Origin of the sequence: Weizmannia agrestimuris, from assembly GCF_943193165.1 — a bacterium.
Classification (GTDB): domain Bacteria; phylum Bacillota; class Bacilli; order Bacillales; family Bacillaceae_C; genus Weizmannia; species Weizmannia faecalis.
This window is the reverse complement of the sequence record NZ_CALPDC010000001.1, coordinates 175,834-191,703: the sequence shown is the minus strand read 5'-3', so window position 1 is coordinate 191,703 and position 15,870 is coordinate 175,834. Positions and strand designations below refer to the sequence as shown.

Here is a 15,870-nt window from a genome sequence, read left to right as displayed (position 1 = left end):
GGACGGGTATTGTTACATTTTTTTCTTAAATGTTGCATGCTGCCACATTCATTTAAAAAAAGCGCCCCGAAGCCGGGCTTGCGGCTTCAGGGCGCTTTTTGTGTATATGGGCGCGTTTTCATATCAGTGCATTTGATTGAGGTGATCTTCAAACTTCCGGAATAGCCTGTACAATGTTTCCCGTTCTTCCTCCGTAAAAACGTCCAACTGGTCTTTCAGAAACCGGGATTTGGTTTCTTTCAACTGACTGATTAACGATTTTCCTTTTTCCGTTAAAATTAAATCGACCACGCGCCTGTCTTTATTGGATCTTCTCCGCTCAATCAGCCCTTTTTCCACGAGCGAATCGGTTACAGAAGTAATATGGCTGGCGGAAACTTGCAGTATTTTCGACAAATCGGATGAACGCATCGAGGATTCCGATAAAAGTTTTAACACCATAAATTCGTTAAGCGTCACATGCTCTTTTAACAAGCTATGCAGTTCTTCTTTAATTTTTCGGTATATTCTACGGAAGATGAATTCCAGATCAACTGTATCTTTTGTCTCCAACACTCCCATTCCTTTCCTTTCTCATATGGGACAGCGAATCTCCTGACTTTATTATATCATTTTTCGTGCATGGGATTGCATAAAATAAGCCGGGAGATTTGCTCCCGGCTTATTTTGCTATTTTTCTTTTTGGACAACTTCTTCGGCTTTTTTGAGCTGCGTATCATGCCGCGTAATAAGATTGCTGATTTCAGACATCAGTTTTGTTGCCGTATCGCCATTGATGATGCCTGTCGGCTGCATTTTTTCATGCATTTGGAAAGCTTCGACAGCCGTTTTTGTATTCCAGTCGAAGTACCCGTCAACCCTGCCCGGATTGTAACCGAGTGCTTTTAGCATTTTTTCCGCCGTCTTTACATCTTCCGAGACCGAATACAGTTTCAATTCTGCATCTGTTCCGATCACCGGAAGTTTGGCATAATCCGGAAGCGACACTTTCTCATCCGGCTCAATCCCTTTTTTATGGATCCAGCTGCCATTTGGTGTCAGCCATTTTTGGACGGTGAATTTTAAAATCGATCCGTCGTTGAATTTTTCAGCAGACTGCACGGTGCCTTTGCCGTATGATTTTTCGCCGACAAGCGGAATGCCTGCCGATTCGTTCAGTGCGGCCGCCAAAATTTCAGAAGCGCTCGCGCTGCCGCCGTCGATCATCACAACCGCCGGGACCGTAATTTTCGTGCCACTTTCTGCCACATATTTCTCCCGGGAGCCGTTCCGGTCTTCCGTCTGCAGGATCGTACGCCCTTCCGGCACAAACATATTCGCAATTTTAATAGCCTGGTCAAGCAGTCCGCCCGGGTCCTGACGCACATCGACAATCATCGACTTCATGCCCTGCTTTTTCATGTTCTCAACGGCCGCCTTGAATTCTTTATATGTGCCGTCTGAAAATGTCGTAATCTGGATATGGGCAACCCCGTTTTTCAACATCTTCGCATAAACCGTATTGACCGGGATCGTGTCGCGTGTCAAGGTCACTCTCGTTTCGTCTTTCGATCCGACATGCTGGATCGTGAGTGTCACCTTTGTCCCTTTTTTGCCCCTGATCAACATGACCGCTTCATTGGCGCTCATGCCATGGACGCTTTTGCCGTCAACCGCGAGTATTTTATCGTTCGGCTTCAGGCCGGCTTTTTCGGCCGGAGAACCTTTAATCGGCGAAACAATCACAATATAGCCATCTTTTTCTTCCACTTCCGCACCGATTCCTTCAAAAGAAGAAGAAATGGTGTTATTGAAGTCTGATGCTTCGGTTTTTGACATATAATCAGAATACGGGTCATTGAGCGATTCCACCATTCCGTTAATGGCCCCATCGACAAGCGTCTTCTGTTTTACTTTTGTGTAATATTTTTTCTGGATGCTGTCATATGCTTTATACAGTTTGTCAAACTCCGGCCGGTTGACAGTCGTCACGTTGACGGCTTTTTGGTCGCCGAACGCAAAGGCAGCGGTCGTAATGCCGGCTGTTATGAAAATCACGAAAAACAAAAGCATGACAAATTTAAATTTTTTCATACGGATATAACCGGTTTGTTCTTCCTGGCCGGATTCCGTCTGTTTCTTCTCATCGTCCAAAGGCTTCACCACTTTCATGCCGTTTTCCAAAAGTCATAGCTCCCGATTTCTAACTTCTTTATTCTACCAGCTTTTTCTTTTTAATAAAAGAGCCCAGGATTTATTCAGCTTTATGTACATGTTCGAAATACTCTTCAAGCGTCCAGCCGTGCTTGTAAATGACGGCTGCCGCCTCTTTTCCGACATACCGGAAATGCCAGGGCTCGTACTCATATTTCGTAATGTTCTCTTTGTTTTTCGGATACCTTAAAATAAACCCGTATTCATGCGCATGTTTTGCAAGCCAGATGCCTTCCTTCTGCTTCCCCATTTGCTGTGAGAGAAGGAAATGGGCGGTCTGGCTTGTAATATCAACGGCGAGACCGGTCTGATGTTCGCTCGACCCCGGGATGGCAACCGCCTGTTCTGCATGTTCTTCCCCCGAACTTTGCACTTCTGCCGCATACACAGCTTTCTGGCGGTTATACGACCGGTATGCGGAAGCGGCATATAATTCAATGCCGTCCTTCTCGGCGGCGGCAAACATTTTTTCAAGCGCCGCGGCTGCTTCTTTCCGCATATAGCTTTTTTCGATTCTTTCGTCGCCAAATGAAAAGCGGACATTCGGCCGGACGAGGTCTTTCGGTTTGTAATCCCCGAGAATATAGTTTTTATTGACAAGCGCCAAAATATTGTCCGGATTCTGGATCACTTTTTTCCCGTTAACCGTTTTGATTTTGTTAAAATATTTTGCATCAAGCACCAAACCGGAACCGGTTTTTTTCGCGGTATCCGTGTGGGCCGGTTTCGCCGGCGCGGTACTTTTATGGGCGCCCGTTTCCGGCTGGTTTCCGTTTGTTACACTGCAGCCGGCCAAAAAAATCGCGGCAAGGCCGGTATATACATATTTTCTCATGTTGTCACCTTTCTCTATCCTAAAAAATTTGTGCTTTTGATCCTTCTACCGGTACCGCGTTCACTGCGGCATGGGCTTCTGTCCCAAAATGGATGCTCGCCCCCATTTTGAGCCGGTACTGCAAAAGAAGCGGCATGAATGCCCCATCCGGATCTTTCTGCGATGGAAAAAGCAAGCACATTCCCGTTAAGCGCACAACCGTCCGCATCCCGCTCCTTTGCCAAAAAAAATCGCAGGTTTCTCCCCCTGCGATTTCTCTTTTTATTTTAAGGCAAATTCAACGGGACATCAAGTGCTATTTCGTGCGGGACCGAAAAAGGCTGTCCCGGATACCGATGCTGCACCTTTCCCTGTACGGCCTGCAAACAGATCGCCTCATATGGAATCGTCTTCATATTCTTCGTCTATGATGCTTTTTGCAAGCAAGTATTCAAAAGTGATATCGGCAATTTCGTCCAGTTCTTCTTCACGGGGCGCAAATCCCCTTTTCACGAGCTCTTTAAAAAAGAATGCGGCGATTTCCTCTGTATCAATATAAACATCCATATTCTCCATTAAAAACGCCCCCTTTTTTCATCCCGCAGCCACCCCGCGTTTTGTTCTGTTTGTTGATATAAATATGACCCCGTACGGTCTGATATGCCAAACCCCGCTAAACTAATCCGGGCCGCCGTGCGCCGAAAGAACCTGGATTTGCATTTTGACCGCCTCAAGCATGGCTCTGTACGCCTCATCACCAAACAGGTTTAACAGCAGCGTATAATCATTATACATATCGAGCAGGTGGTCGATTTTTTCCTGCGTTTTCAAGTCGGAAGTGACAAGCTGGTACAGGGGGCTGCTTTTCATCGGGTAAAAAAATTGATAACGGCTGACAAACGAATCGGCCTGCCCGGCATCGGCGATTAACAAAAGTTCTTCTTCATCCGCTTCAAGCCATTCGCCCTTTGGAATGCTGACCATTTCATAAATCACATCTTCCCATGCATCTTCTGCATACCGCCAAATCTCCGTGCGGAAACCAACAATTTTAAAAAGAACGCCGCCATAGCCTTTTACTTTTACAATATCCCCGATAAAAAATTTCAATTCTATATTGACTTCCTCTTTCTTATACAGAATCCCGTCATATTCTTCCAGGCGGGCGAGGCTTTGTTCGGCTAGGAGGCCTTCCCGGTCATTGACCACATAGAAATACCCTCCTTCCAGCTGTCTCACAGCCGTAATTTTTCCCACCGTCCCGTATACTTTTACGACCACTGTATCTCCAACTTGAAACTTCGGCGCTTTTGCATCCATTTTTCATGCTCCTTGAAAACGAAACACGTTTTACTTCATTCTATGCATGCGCTCCGGAAAAAGCGAACAGCACAATTTTCGGCCGGTTATTTGCTTTCGCCTTTATAAATCTCCCATGCCCGATCAAAAACCGACATTGACGGGATATAATGCCCGTTTAATTCGAGATAGGAACTGATTTCATGATAGTTGGTTGAATGTTTCGGAAAACTGTGATCATTGTATGCCCCATTGGCAAAAACCGTCAACTCGTCACGGAGATGCGGATCCCTATATCTCATTAAAAACTGGTAAAAAGATTTCATAAGTATCCTCCAAAATGATTTTTACTCCAATATAGCGGATCGTCTCCCCCGCGTAAAGTAGAAAGGGTGGCATTACGGGAAGAGGAATTTTTTACAAAAAACTAGAAAAAGATAGAAAACATGTTTAAAATATAGATGATGATTTGCGGTTCACAGGGTAAAAAGGAGGGGCTTTTGATTGAATAAAAGGAACATTTTTGCAATAAGAAAGCAAAAAAGCGAGAAACGGAAAAATTCCCGTCCGAACCGCCAGCTGCATCGGCTTCCCCTTTATTATTTGCAGACGATCAGGGGAAAAATTGTGATTTCATTCGGGGTTTTAACCGTCTTGCTCATTGTATTAACCGTCACTTCATACATAAACATGCGCGAGCTGGAGAATGAAATCAATCATGTTGTCCAGCATGACCTCGCCGTGCACGATCGTGTCCAAAGCCTGCTCAATCAGACCGGCGAAATTGAAACGGGCGCCCTGAATTACGCCATTTCCGGAAATGAAGCTGCGTTACGGCCGTATGACCAGGGGAAACAGGAAGCCAGCAGCACGTTAAGCCGCTTGCAAAAAATGCTGAAAGATGACCGGTTGCAGAGCCAAAAACTCGAAAAAATTTCGGAAGCCTATAATTTCTGGGTAGGAACAGTTGACCGGGTTGTCGAAGCAAGGCAGTACGGGTCGGAACAAGAAGCGGTTGCACAAGTGAAGGATTCCCAGGCATCCGACTACATGAAAAATTTGAAAAGCAGCATCCATGATTTGCTGATAAGCACCACACAGGCATCAGAAAGCCGGATCGGCGACTTGCATCGTTCCGTCCTGATTGCGCGGATCGTAACCGTCACCCTTTCCTTGCTTGCCATCGTGCTGGCTGTCATGCTCAGCATCAGCCTAACGAAAAACATCAAATCGAGCACGAGAAAAATCAGCCGGTCGATTTTGGGAATCGCAGATGCCGGCGGGGATTTGACAAGGCGGATTGAAGTGACGTCCAATGACGAACTGGCAAAACTGGCAAGAGATACAAACCAGCTGATAGACGGCATTGCCCGGCTTGTAAAAGAAGTATCCGCGATGGCGGAAAGTGTCTCTGCCTCAAGCGAAGAACTGCTCGCTTCTTCTGAAGAAACATCGAAAACGATCCAGTCGATTGCGGAAACAGCCAATGAAATCGCGGCAGACAGCGAACAAACTTCTTCCAAGATGGATACATCCTTATCGAAAATGAAGTCGCTTGAAGAAGTGGTCGATACGCTTTTCCGGCAGGCGGAAACGGTAAAACAGGCTTCGCTCCATATGAAAGAATCGGCAGAAAAAGGCAGCCGGTCCATTATGGAAACGTCCGGCAAAATGAAGAGCATTGAAGCGATCATGACAAATACGAGCAAAACGGTAGAGGCGCTCGGTGGAAAGTCGGATGATATTACAAAGATCATTATGACGATCACCGGGATTGCCAAACAAACCAATTTGCTTGCATTGAATGCGGCAATCGAGGCAGCCAGGGCCGGGGAGCACGGGCGCGGCTTTGCCGTCGTAGCAGATGAAGTCAGAAAACTGGCCGAACAATCCCAGTCTGCTGCCCAGGAAGTCACGAATATTGTGCGTTCGATCCAAAAAGAAATTAGCACCATTATCGGCCAGAATCAGGAAGGGGTAGAGGCGGTTACTTCCGGCGTGCAAATTTCCAATGAAACGATGCACTCGCTAGAAGTCATTCAAAAACAAACGAATGAAACGACAAATGTCATTATTGACATGGCCGCCCAAATTGAAAAAACGCAAAAACTTTCTGTCGATGTCGCCAATTCGTTCGATGCCGTCAGCAAGATTGCCATGAATACCGCGGCAAATACGGAAATGACCGCAGCAAGTACCGAGGAAGGGTCTGCATCGATGGAAGAAGTCACAGCCGCAGCCTCGGAGTTGTCAAAGCAGGCAGAAAACCTGCGCAAGCTGATCGGAAACTTTAAAATATAAAAGGGACACGAAAAAAGCCCAGGGCATAGCCCTGGGCTTTTTTCATTTTTAATTGGGGCCGATCCAGCATGCGCCGATAATGATCAGCAAAATAAACAGCACAACAATTAAAGCAAAGCCGTTTCTGTGTCCTGCAAAGCCCCAGCCGTAACCGGAACCGTATCCGTAACCAGACCCATAACCGTATCCGTAGCCGCAGCAGGGGTCATATGCAGGGTAAGCACCTTCATGGCCGTAATACATCCCATTCACTCCTCAAAAAAACTGTTTTTCTGTACAGTGCATCGTATGGGATACGGGCCCGTTTTGTATGTGCATCCGCCCAGCCGGCTTATTCTTTTTCTTCAAAGAGCGCAAGATACTCCCCATATCCTTCTTCCTCAAGCTTTTCTTTCGGAATAAAACGCATCGCGGCTGAATTCATGCAGTACCGAAGATGCGCAGGGCCTGGCCCATCCGGAAACACATGGCCCAAATGCGCGTCAGACGCCTTGCTTCTCACTTCCGTACGAATCATGCCGTGGCTCGTATCAAGCCGTTCGGTAAGTTGGCCGGCATCAATCGGTTTTGTAAAACTCGGCCAGCCGCAGCCTGCATCATATTTATCTTTTGAACTGAACAGCGGTTTTCCGGAAATAACATCGACATAAATACCGTCGCGGAACTCGTTCCAGTATTCATTTTGAAACGGCGGTTCCGTTCCGTTTTTCCGCGTCACTTCATATTGCAAAGGCGTCAGTTTTTCATCCTTCATGTTCATCCCTCCAATGGTTGCGGATAAATGCGGCCCTGCCTGAACCTTGCCGGTAAGCCTCGTAATGGGTCGGATTTTTCCGGTAATAATCCTGATGGTAACTTTCCGCCGGATAAAAGGCAGAAGCCGGTTCAATTGTGACAGCAATCGGCTTTTTAAACCGCCCGCTCTCTTCCAGCCGTTTTTTTGAAGCTTCCGCCGCCTGCCGCTGGGCTTCGTTTTGATAGAAAATAACCGGCCGGTAAGAGCCCCCCCTGTCGTAAAACTGCCCGCCTGCATCTGTCGGGTCAATTTGCCGCCAGTAAATGTCAAGCAGCTTTTCGTAAGGAAAAACTTCCGGATCAAACGTAATTTCAACAGCTTCTGTATGCCCGGTCGCACCGGAGCACACTTCCTCATATGTCGGGTTCGGCTTTGTTCCGCCTGTGTACCCAGAAACAACTTTTTGAATGCCGGGCAATTGGTCAAAAGGATGGACCATGCACCAGAAGCATCCGCCGGCAAAAATCGCGGTTTCCTCTGCCATGCGGCTCCCCCCTTTATAAAAGATTATTTTTTATTTTACCTGTTGATGTTGTTTTCATCCAGTTTCGTGACTGCAAGCCCCGATTTCATTATAATGGATCATAGCGGCGATTTTAACGGAAAGGGGTCTCATGATTGGAATTACCTGAAACCTTTATGGAAAAGATGGGGAAGCTGCTTGGAAAGGAAGCCGATGATTTTTTCCGCTCCTATGAAAAACCGCGGGCGTCCGGATTGCGCCTGAATCCGACAAAAGTGAGCGAAACGGAATGGCATGCGCACAACCCTTTCCATTTGGAAAAAATTCCTTTTGCCTCCGGTTATTATTTTGATGAAGAAAAAGACAAGCCTGGAAAACACCCGTACCATGCCGCCGGGCTCTATTATATCCAGGAGCCGAGCGCGATGTTTATCGCAGGGCAGCTCGGACTTGAAAAAGGCGATAAAGTGCTTGATTTATGCGCCGCGCCGGGGGGCAAATCGACGCAAATTGCATCTGGAATCGGCGAAAACGGATTTCTGCTTGCAAATGAAATCCATCCGAAGCGGGTGCGCGCGCTTTCTGAAAATATTGAACGGCTTGGGTTCTCCAATACCGTTGTGACAAACGAAACGCCTGAAAAACTGAGCCGGCATTTCGAAAACTATTTCGATAAAATTTTGGTTGACGCCCCCTGCTCCGGGGAAGGCATGTTCAGAAAAGATCCCGAAGCCGCGCGTTTCTGGAGCCAGGAACATGTCGAAGCGTGCGCGCAAAAACAACGCACGATCTTGGAGCATGCCTGGAAGATGCTAAAGCCCGGCGGCACCCTTGTTTATTCGACCTGCACCTTTTCTCCGGAAGAAAACGAACAGACAATTGAAGCTTTTTTGGCGCGGCATGAAGACATGGCACTGGTGCCGATTCCCCATGAACACGGCGTTGGACCGGGAAAGCCGGAATGGGCAACAGAAAAGCGGAAAGATTTGTCCAATGCGGCGCGTTTATGGCCGCACCGCTTAAAAGGCGAAGGACATTTTGCTGCAAAAATGCGCAAACACGCGGAGGAAACGGGGCAAAAGGTGCCGCTTGAAAAGGGCATGAAGCTTTCAAAGCAACAGGAAAAAGACTGGACAACCTTTGCCAAAAACACCCTCGAGCATTTTGACCCGGGCAGGCGCTCCTTTTTTCTGTATAAAAACGAGCTTTTCCTGCTGCCTTTTAACTGCCCGCAGTTAAAGGGGCTCCATCTTGTCCGGTGCGGCCTGCATCTCGGTACTTTCAAAAAAAATCGATTTGAACCGAATCACGCGCTCGCGCTTTCCCTGAAAGCCGGACAATGCAAACACCGGATGGACCTTCGCGCCGAAAGCAGTGAATGCATCCGCTATTTAAAAGGGGAGACACTACCGGGAACAAGCGAGAACCGCGGCTGGATCTTGATCACGGTGGACGGTTTTCCGCTCGGCTGGAGCAAAGAAGCGGGCGGCATTTTGAAAAACTTTTATCCGAAAGGGTTAAGGATCGTTTAAAACCCGTGTAATGCGCCCAGACAAGTGTTTTGGTGCCGTTTACGTCCGCGTCAAGATCGTTTAAAATCCGTATCATGTACACAGGCGGCGGCGAAACCTTCTGTGGCATATTGAAAAGCCGGCTTTTAAAGGCCGGCTTTTTGCTTTATTTTGGAAATCCAAGTGTAAACGAGATGTCATCATGCTGCAAATCAAATTCGTTGACTTTCACCTTGGCGCCGTTTTCCAGCTTCATATTTTGCAGCTGGACATACACCAGTTTTTCGCCCGGCTGGATGATCACCCATTTCGGCAGATGGTAGGTCGTTTTGACGAATTTTAAAATATAGGATACCGGGAGATGGACGGAACCGAGGGATACCGATTTTTGTTTTAAAACGAGATCCCCGTTCTTTAACGCTTTCGGCTTAAACGTCATCTTATACTGCATTTTTTCGGAAAACACCCCGACAGTTCCATAGTAGACGACTTCATCATTTAAAAGCACTTTCCCTTTTATTTTTTCTTCCCGCAAATAACGGTTAATGAGCGCCGTTAAGTCCGCCTTGTTTGTCTCTACCCGCAAATCAATCGTTTTTCCGGTTTTTTCCGGTTTGGGCACGTGGCCATCCGGCACAAAAAGAAAAAAGGAAAGCACGAGTACAAAGGCCACAACCAGTGAAGCTAGTGCAAAAAAAGCGATTTTCCATGGGTTTCTTTTCACGCAAGCATCATTCCTTTACCACTTTGCTATTTTGGAATCCCCAAAAAATTCCCTTTCAGGAGATACCGGTAAATCCGTTTCGACATCCGTTTATACCCTTCATCGTTCGGATGGAAATGATCGTCATAAAGCAATTCATCTTCGTTGTTCTCAAAAATATCTGCAACTGGGATAAAAATGGTATTTTTATAGCGCGATGCCACCTCTTTGCTGGCATCATTCCAGGCTGCAAGCATTTGTTCCACTTCTTTTATATCGGTCAGCCACTTCGAAAAAGGGTTATAGAGCCCGACGAGCGCAATCTTTACATCCGGATTGATCGCGCGGATGCGGCGGAAAATTTGATCGAGCCGTTGTTTGTACCCTGGAATGGCCGCCTCAAACTCCTGCTTGTTTAAATTGGAAATATTTTCACGGAGCACTTTCATCATATCATTGCCGCCGATGGTAATCATAACAACATCTGAATCCTTGATGGACTTCCGAATTTTTTCATCCTGGAGCCGGGCAAGCAATTGGTCGGTCCGGTTCCCTTTTACGCCATAATTGGCAATGGTGGTTTTTTTCACACCCTTTAAGGCGTCCAGTTCATTTTTCAAGTAATAGGTGTAACCGCCGCGCCCTTTGCTGTCGCCTACGCCTTCAGTCAGGGAGTCCCCGATCGAGACGATGTGCAGCGGAACGGGCACCATCTTTTTTTCGTTGCTTGCCGGTTTAAACAACAGGCCGGTTATGCCGTGTGAACAGCCCGATAAAGCAAGCGCAACGGAAGCGAGAAGAGGAATGAACCATTTTTTCATTTTTGACACCACTTAGCCTTTCTGAATTTACAATGTACCCATTATAACATGAAAAACGGGATCTTCTGCTGATGAATGCATAAAATTGCACCCGCTAAAGACGCAAGTTGTTTCCATTGCAGATTGCCCCGCAAAACCCTATAATAAAGAGAAGCTTAAAGACGAAGGTGGTTTAAATTTTTGACAACTTCAACACTGCTTTCATCCTGGAAACAGGAACTGGCCAATGCCGTTACGCATGGCATCGGTTTTCTGCTCAGCATTCCGGCGATGGTTATACTCGTCGTTTTCGCCGCAGAAAAGAATAACCCGCTCTATCTAGGAAGTTTTCTTGTTTTCGGGGTTTCCATGCTGCTTTTGTATTTGTTTTCCACACTGCTGCACAGCTTTTACTGGACGAAAGTGAAAACATTTCTCGCGATTCTGGACCATTCTGCCATTTACTTGTTAATTGCCGGAACGTATACGCCGATTGTGCTGATTACACTGCATGGCACTTTGGGATGGGTACTGTTTTCGGTCGTATGGGGAGTTTCTGCCATTGGCATTGCCGGAAAATGTTTTCTCATTCACCGCTTTAAATTATTGTCCACAATGCTTTACTTAATCATGGGCTGGCTGATCCTCATTGCGATTGAGCCTTTGTATAAAGGGCTTACGGCTCCGGGATTCTGGCTCCTTTTTTCAGGTGGGATCTGCTACTCGGTAGGCGCCGTGTTCTACACATGGAAAAACCTTCCTTACTCCCATGCGATCTGGCATATCTTTGTCATTGCCGGAAGCGCGTTTATGTACTTCACGATTTTATTTTATGTCTGATGGCACAGAGAAAAAACCATGGGAATGTTTCCATGGTTTTTTACCTTTTCCGTACAAATACTTGAAATTCGTAGTCATAAGGATTTTTTTCGTTTTTTATCCCTTTTGTGCTGGAAGCTATTTCCCACTCCTCCCAGTCAACAGGCGGAAAATAGGTATCGCCTTCCATGTCAGCATGTATTTTCGTCCGGTACAATTTTTCCGCTTCCTCAAGCAGCAGGGCAAAAATCTCCGCGCCGCCCGTGACAAAAATCTCACCGCCATGTGCATCCGCCCATTTTAACAGTTCTGTTTTGCCTGCGACAACGACGCAGTCTTGGGCCTTAAAATCCGGGTCTCTCGTCATCACAATATTCGTTCTGCCGGGAAGCGGCTTTCCGATCGATTCAAACGTCCGCCTTCCCATGACAACCGGATGACCCATTGTTATGTTTTTAAAATACTTCAAGTCTTCGGGAAGATGCCACGGAAGCGCATTGTTCTTTCCAATCACGCCTTTTTCATCTTCCGCCCATAAAAAGGAAATCATACACTCACCTTCCCCGGGATGTGCGGATACGGATTGTAATCTTTTAATGTAAAATCTTCGTACCGGAAGGAGAAAATGTCTTTTACTTCAGGATTCAAAACCATTTTCGGCAGCTTGCGGGGCTCCCGTGTCAGCTGCAGCTTCACTTGTTCGATATGGTTCAAGTAAATATGGGCATCGCCAAGCGTATGGACAAAGTCCCCCGGTTCCAGCCCCGTAACCTGCGCAATCATCATCGTAAGCAGCGCGTAAGAAGCAATGTTAAACGGCACGCCGAGGAAAATATCGGCCGAACGCTGGTACAGCTGGCATGACAGCTTGCCGTTTGCCACATAAAACTGGAAAAAGCAATGGCACGGCGGCAGGGCCATCCTGTCAATCTCCCCAACATTCCATGCGTTAACGATCAGGCGCCTGGAATCCGGATTGGTTTTGATTTGTTCAATGACCTGGGTGATCTGGTCGATCGTCCGCCCGTCCCGGGTTTGCCATGAACGCCATTGTTTCCCGTAAACCGGGCCGAGGTCGCCGTTTTCATCTGCCCACTCATTCCAAATGCGGACGCCGTTTTCCTGGAGGTATTTTACATTCGTATCTCCTTCAAGCATCCAGAGCAGTTCATAAATAATCGATTTCAAATGCAGTTTCTTAGTTGTCAGAAGCGGAAAACCGTCCTCCAGATGAAACCGCATTTGATGGCCGAAAACGCTGATCGTTCCGGTACCGGTCCGGTCATCTTTTTTGACGCCGTTTTCAAGCACTTCGCGGCAAAGATCTAAATATTGTTTCATCATGATTCCATCCTTTGTCATTCAAATATCCGGGTTTCTATCCTGGAAAATTGCGTTATATAAATTGAAATCCAGTTTTTACAATGGGGCAAAACCATCCATTTGCATAATTATTCCTTTTTGCGGCCGGCAACAAAGAAGCCATGTTTCGCTCATTTTACATCCTTCTGCCGGTGCTGTATTCACTGCGTTTGCAAAAAGCGCATGAAATGTTCGACTGGATGAGGTGTCCGTCTTCCACACCGCTTTAGTCTTTTATCCGTTGCAGCGCTGTCAGCTGCTGCCGCGACAAGCGTTCTTCAACCCGCCTTTATCCTTTCATCCATTGCGGCGGCATGTTTTTGCCCCAGTAAATGGTGCCAAGGTGGCGGTGCGTTTGGAAATGGTCAAAGGCTACATGGTAATGGAAATTAAAATAGTAGCCGTCGCCGGGCGGATGGTCGCGCCGGACATGGAAACGGATGATGTCTTTATTTGTTTCCGTATTGTAAATATGAAACATTTTTTCACCGGTTCCCGCACTCGGCTGGTCTGAAACAGCGAGCAGCGGTAGTTTGTCCTGCGGGTATTCCTGCAGCGTTTCCGCGATGGCGGTTTGAATGTTTGGCAAAACGGCAGCACGGAACTCGTCTTCAATAACAGGCCTGATCCTTTCCCCGAATTTCAGATAAGCCCGTTTTTCTGCATCTTCAACGAATGACCGAGCAAGCGCGGCACTGTCAATCTTGCGGCTTGTGGCAGCCGTCCGATTGGAATAAGCAGAAGTCGTTTCCGCCGTTTCATTGCCAGTTTTATAGAGATGATTCCAGATTGCATGGGAAGGGGGGACAAGGCCGAATGTTAAAACAGAAACAAGGATAACCATTGATTTTTTCAGCCAGTTTTTCACGTGATCCCCTCCATATCCCAACAGTTCGAATATGTATTTATTATATAATATTTACACAGAAAAAACAGGCCCCATTTTGCAACCGGAATGATGCAAACGGGGCCGCAATTTTATGCGCAGTGTTGGTCAAAAGCAGCATGCAGATTTTCGATGATTTCTTCGACTTCATGCCCTTCGATATCGCTTCTCGGGATAAAATGGGCCACTTCTTTCCCTTGAAGCAGCGCCACAGAAGGGGAGGAGGGTTCGATGCCGGTAAAATACTCACGCATTTTTGCCGTTGCTTCTTTGTCCTGGCCGGCAAATACCGTAACAAGATGGTCCGGCTTCTTTTCAGCCGTCCGGATTGCCTCAACAATTGCCGGACGCGCAAGCCCGGCTGCGCAGCCGCACACCGAGTTCACGACAACCAGCGTGGTGCCTTCCGCTTTTTCCATATAGGCCTCTACTTCTTCCGGTGTACGCAGTTCCGTAAACCCGTTTGCCGTCAATTCTTCCCTCATCGGGGTAATAAGCGCCCGCATGTATTCTTCATATGCCATTGACATGTTGATGTCCTCCTTTAATTAGGGCTTGCTGAATAAGCGAAATTCCTAGATTTGGCAAGGATCCTGATAGCTTTGGCAACCATTTAAATGCAAGGGTTTTACAACAAATCCAGGGAAATGCCTGCACTCGAAAGCCAATTCAACGTCCGGAGAAGATCAAATCACCCCTTTTCGCAAAAGGATTCTTCTATATTTTGAGACAGAGGTTGCAGATAAATTGGGCACAAACTCAGCATCGGATTTGTTCAGCAAGCCCTAATTATGGCTGGATTTGCCTTGCTTCTGTCATCTGCTTCCAGACCGAGCCTTTTGCTTCTTCGCCTTTTGTAATCCGCTCAATCGCCATTCTGACCTGGAGCCTGACTTCAAATTCAGGGTCGTTTTCCGCTTCCCTTAAAGCCGGTAGAGAAGCTTCGTCACCCGCTTCGTATAAAAACATGGCGGCGCGCCACCTGACAATTTTGCTTTTGTCTTTGAGCGCTTTTGCCATTTCCCCGCATGCCTCTTTGAACCCGAGATCGCTAAGACAGTCGCCTGCCGTCCGCCGCACGCTTGCATTCGCATCATGCAGACCACGGTATAAAAGCGGCAGTACCCGCTTGTCTTTCACCATGCCCAAATAAACAACGGCAAGCCGCCTGATCGATGGTTTTTCATCTTCCAAGGCTTTCTCAAGGACAGGCAGGTCGGAAAGATCTGGGTCTTCCATTTGTTCAAGGAGCCGGTACCTTTTGCGCCAGTCATCCGTTTCCAGCATGCCGGGCGTTAATTTCAGCCTTTTTTTGGCAGTGGGAACCTGCTCCGGATGCTGCGCTTCATTTACAAGCCGGTTTAGCCTTTCTTTCGGATAAGCGGCAATGATTTCTTCTGTGACTTCCGCACCGATCTCTTGCATCTCTCCGTACCGCACGCCGAAGTCTTTCCATTTCCGCAAGAAAACATAATTGTCGCCTTCCAGTTGCGCAGCGGCCAGCGCCTCGGCAAAATAAGCCGGCAGCCCGAAACGTTTTTCCTGTTCCCCGTCCGTCAGTTTGACCTGGAGCGGAATGCCTTTAAACATCTGGACAAACACCTGGACTTCCCCGAAATGCTCATTGGCACGAGGGCTGTTTCCGGTTTCTGTTTCCGCCTCCCCGAACACCTCACGCACTTTCGGCAAAATGTCCTGCCAGTCCGTTTTACCATGCCGCTCCACCGCGAGAAAATCCGCAACATGGTATACGCCTTTCACGCCATCAATATCAAGGATACGGCGGATCACAGGCGGCACCCCTTCTTCCTGCCCTTTCTTATAATTGCTGCGGGCGCCGTCCGGCAGTGCTTCCGTCAATACGACTTTCATCGTATTCGGGCTCGGCGTTGGTTCAATCGCTTTAATTTTCATTTCCACACC

Annotated in this window: 18 protein-coding genes and 1 pseudogene; 3 read left to right on the top strand and 16 right to left on the bottom strand. The window is 47.4% G+C overall.

From position 1 onward, the window contains the following. Positions 1–123 precede the first annotated feature (123 nt). From NFR98_RS00945 to NFR98_RS00920, 6 genes are all read right to left on the bottom strand, one after another. Complete coding sequence (locus NFR98_RS00945; RefSeq protein ID WP_014098451.1) at positions 124–561, bottom strand: MarR family winged helix-turn-helix transcriptional regulator; 438 nt, start codon at positions 559–561, stop codon at positions 124–126. Between the two features lie 108 nt (positions 562–669). After that, positions 670–2,163 carry a lmo1851 family serine protease gene (locus tag NFR98_RS00940; RefSeq protein ID WP_035188546.1) on the bottom strand — a complete coding sequence of 498 codons (1,494 nt, stop codon included), beginning with the start codon at positions 2,161–2,163 and terminating at the stop codon, positions 670–672. A gap of 70 nt (positions 2,164–2,233) precedes the next feature. Continuing rightward, positions 2,234–3,028, bottom strand: coding sequence for a M15 family metallopeptidase (locus NFR98_RS00935; RefSeq protein WP_014098453.1), 795 nt, complete (start codon positions 3,026–3,028; stop codon positions 2,234–2,236). Positions 3,029–3,403: 375 nt separating this feature from the next. Continuing rightward, the gene (locus NFR98_RS00930) at positions 3,404–3,583 is read right to left on the bottom strand and encodes a YozD family protein (protein ID WP_014098455.1); all 180 of its coding nucleotides are present in this window, start codon (positions 3,581–3,583) and stop codon (positions 3,404–3,406) included. Positions 3,584–3,685: 102 nt separating this feature from the next. Beyond that, positions 3,686–4,327 (bottom strand): germination protein YodN, encoded by a 642-nt coding sequence (yodN, locus tag NFR98_RS00925; protein WP_035188544.1) that lies wholly within the window; start codon positions 4,325–4,327, stop codon positions 3,686–3,688. A gap of 86 nt (positions 4,328–4,413) precedes the next feature. Beyond that, the gene (locus tag NFR98_RS00920) at positions 4,414–4,632 is read right to left on the bottom strand and encodes a YozE family protein (RefSeq protein WP_014098457.1); all 219 of its coding nucleotides are present in this window, start codon (positions 4,630–4,632) and stop codon (positions 4,414–4,416) included. 178 nt (positions 4,633–4,810) lie between these two features. Here NFR98_RS00920 and NFR98_RS00915 point away from each other — a divergent pair, with 178 nt between their 5' ends. Next, positions 4,811–6,607, top strand: a complete 1,797-nt coding sequence (locus tag NFR98_RS00915; RefSeq protein WP_035188542.1) for a methyl-accepting chemotaxis protein — start codon at positions 4,811–4,813, stop codon at positions 6,605–6,607. Between the two features lie 48 nt (positions 6,608–6,655). Here NFR98_RS00915 and NFR98_RS15870 read toward each other — a convergent pair. The 3 genes and pseudogenes from NFR98_RS15870 to msrA form a co-directional block, all read right to left on the bottom strand. Beyond that, positions 6,656–6,745 (bottom strand): annotated as a pseudogene (locus tag NFR98_RS15870) (YjcZ family sporulation protein); the annotation flags it as partial. A gap of 193 nt (positions 6,746–6,938) precedes the next feature. Beyond that, positions 6,939–7,361 (bottom strand): peptide-methionine (R)-S-oxide reductase MsrB, encoded by a 423-nt coding sequence (gene msrB, locus NFR98_RS00905; protein ID WP_017550782.1) that lies wholly within the window; start codon positions 7,359–7,361, stop codon positions 6,939–6,941. Next, a complete protein-coding gene (msrA, locus tag NFR98_RS00900; protein ID WP_017550781.1) occupies positions 7,351–7,887 on the bottom strand; it encodes a peptide-methionine (S)-S-oxide reductase MsrA in 537 nt (178 codons plus the stop codon). The genes msrB and msrA overlap by 11 nt, the downstream gene beginning before the upstream one ends. A 134-nt stretch (positions 7,888–8,021) precedes the next feature. Here msrA and NFR98_RS00895 point away from each other — a divergent pair, with 134 nt between their 5' ends. Further along, positions 8,022–9,398, top strand: a complete 1,377-nt coding sequence (locus tag NFR98_RS00895; protein WP_035188539.1) for an RsmF rRNA methyltransferase first C-terminal domain-containing protein — start codon at positions 8,022–8,024, stop codon at positions 9,396–9,398. A 145-nt stretch (positions 9,399–9,543) separates the two neighbouring features. Here NFR98_RS00895 and NFR98_RS00890 read toward each other — a convergent pair whose 3' ends face one another. After that, entirely contained in the window at positions 9,544–10,101 is a 558-nt protein-coding gene (locus tag NFR98_RS00890) for a YpmS family protein (protein WP_035188536.1), read from the bottom strand. A gap of 26 nt (positions 10,102–10,127) precedes the next feature. Continuing rightward, positions 10,128–10,901, bottom strand: coding sequence for an SGNH/GDSL hydrolase family protein (locus NFR98_RS00885; RefSeq protein ID WP_035188533.1), 774 nt, complete (start codon positions 10,899–10,901; stop codon positions 10,128–10,130). Between the two features lie 180 nt (positions 10,902–11,081). On the opposite strand from NFR98_RS00885, the gene trhA reads away from it, so the two are divergent. After that, entirely contained in the window at positions 11,082–11,720 is a 639-nt protein-coding gene (gene trhA, locus NFR98_RS00880) for a PAQR family membrane homeostasis protein TrhA (protein WP_017550777.1), read from the top strand. Between the two features lie 40 nt (positions 11,721–11,760). Here trhA and NFR98_RS00875 read toward each other — a convergent pair whose 3' ends face one another. The 5 genes from NFR98_RS00875 to NFR98_RS00855 all read right to left on the bottom strand — a co-directional run bounded on the left by NFR98_RS00875 (position 11,761) and on the right by NFR98_RS00855 (position 15,861). Beyond that, the gene (locus NFR98_RS00875) at positions 11,761–12,249 is read right to left on the bottom strand and encodes a dihydrofolate reductase (RefSeq protein WP_035188530.1); all 489 of its coding nucleotides are present in this window, start codon (positions 12,247–12,249) and stop codon (positions 11,761–11,763) included. Further along, positions 12,246–13,040, bottom strand: coding sequence for a thymidylate synthase (locus NFR98_RS00870; protein WP_026104540.1), 795 nt, complete (start codon positions 13,038–13,040; stop codon positions 12,246–12,248). Before NFR98_RS00870 ends, NFR98_RS00875 begins: the two co-directional genes overlap by 4 nt. Positions 13,041–13,350: 310 nt before the next feature. Continuing rightward, positions 13,351–13,929 (bottom strand): YpjP family protein, encoded by a 579-nt coding sequence (locus NFR98_RS00865; protein ID WP_017550773.1) that lies wholly within the window; start codon positions 13,927–13,929, stop codon positions 13,351–13,353. A 110-nt stretch (positions 13,930–14,039) separates the two neighbouring features. Continuing rightward, positions 14,040–14,477, bottom strand: a complete 438-nt coding sequence (locus NFR98_RS00860; RefSeq protein ID WP_017550772.1) for a BrxA/BrxB family bacilliredoxin — start codon at positions 14,475–14,477, stop codon at positions 14,040–14,042. 259 nt (positions 14,478–14,736) lie between these two features. Further along, entirely contained in the window at positions 14,737–15,861 is a 1,125-nt protein-coding gene (locus tag NFR98_RS00855) for a conserved virulence factor C family protein (protein WP_026683687.1), read from the bottom strand. Between the last annotated feature and the right edge of the window lie 9 nt (positions 15,862–15,870).

Excerpts from the sequence above, each read along its gene's own strand:
- NFR98_RS00875 (WP_035188530.1), bottom strand. The coding sequence starts at position 12,249 with ATGATTTCCTTTTTATGGGCGGAAGATGAAAAAGGCGTGATTGGAAAG.
- NFR98_RS00930 (WP_014098455.1), bottom strand. The coding sequence starts at position 3,583 with ATGGAGAATATGGATGTTTATATTGATACAGAGGAAATCGCCGCATTC.
- NFR98_RS00860 (WP_017550772.1), bottom strand. The coding sequence starts at position 14,477 with ATGTCAATGGCATATGAAGAATACATGCGGGCGCTTATTACCCCGATG.
- msrB (WP_017550782.1), bottom strand. The coding sequence starts at position 7,361 with ATGAAGGATGAAAAACTGACGCCTTTGCAATATGAAGTGACGCGGAAA.
- NFR98_RS00945 (WP_014098451.1), bottom strand. The coding sequence starts at position 561 with ATGGGAGTGTTGGAGACAAAAGATACAGTTGATCTGGAATTCATCTTC.
- NFR98_RS00920 (WP_014098457.1), bottom strand. The coding sequence starts at position 4,632 with ATGAAATCTTTTTACCAGTTTTTAATGAGATATAGGGATCCGCATCTC.
- NFR98_RS00870 (WP_026104540.1), bottom strand. The coding sequence starts at position 13,040 with ATGAAACAATATTTAGATCTTTGCCGCGAAGTGCTTGAAAACGGCGTC.
- yodN (WP_035188544.1), bottom strand. The coding sequence starts at position 4,327 with ATGGATGCAAAAGCGCCGAAGTTTCAAGTTGGAGATACAGTGGTCGTA.
- NFR98_RS00855 (WP_026683687.1), bottom strand. The coding sequence starts at position 15,861 with ATGAAAATTAAAGCGATTGAACCAACGCCGAGCCCGAATACGATGAAA.
- NFR98_RS00885 (WP_035188533.1), bottom strand. The coding sequence starts at position 10,901 with ATGAAAAAATGGTTCATTCCTCTTCTCGCTTCCGTTGCGCTTGCTTTA.
- NFR98_RS00935 (WP_014098453.1), bottom strand. The coding sequence starts at position 3,028 with ATGAGAAAATATGTATATACCGGCCTTGCCGCGATTTTTTTGGCCGGC.
- msrA (WP_017550781.1), bottom strand. The coding sequence starts at position 7,887 with ATGGCAGAGGAAACCGCGATTTTTGCCGGCGGATGCTTCTGGTGCATG.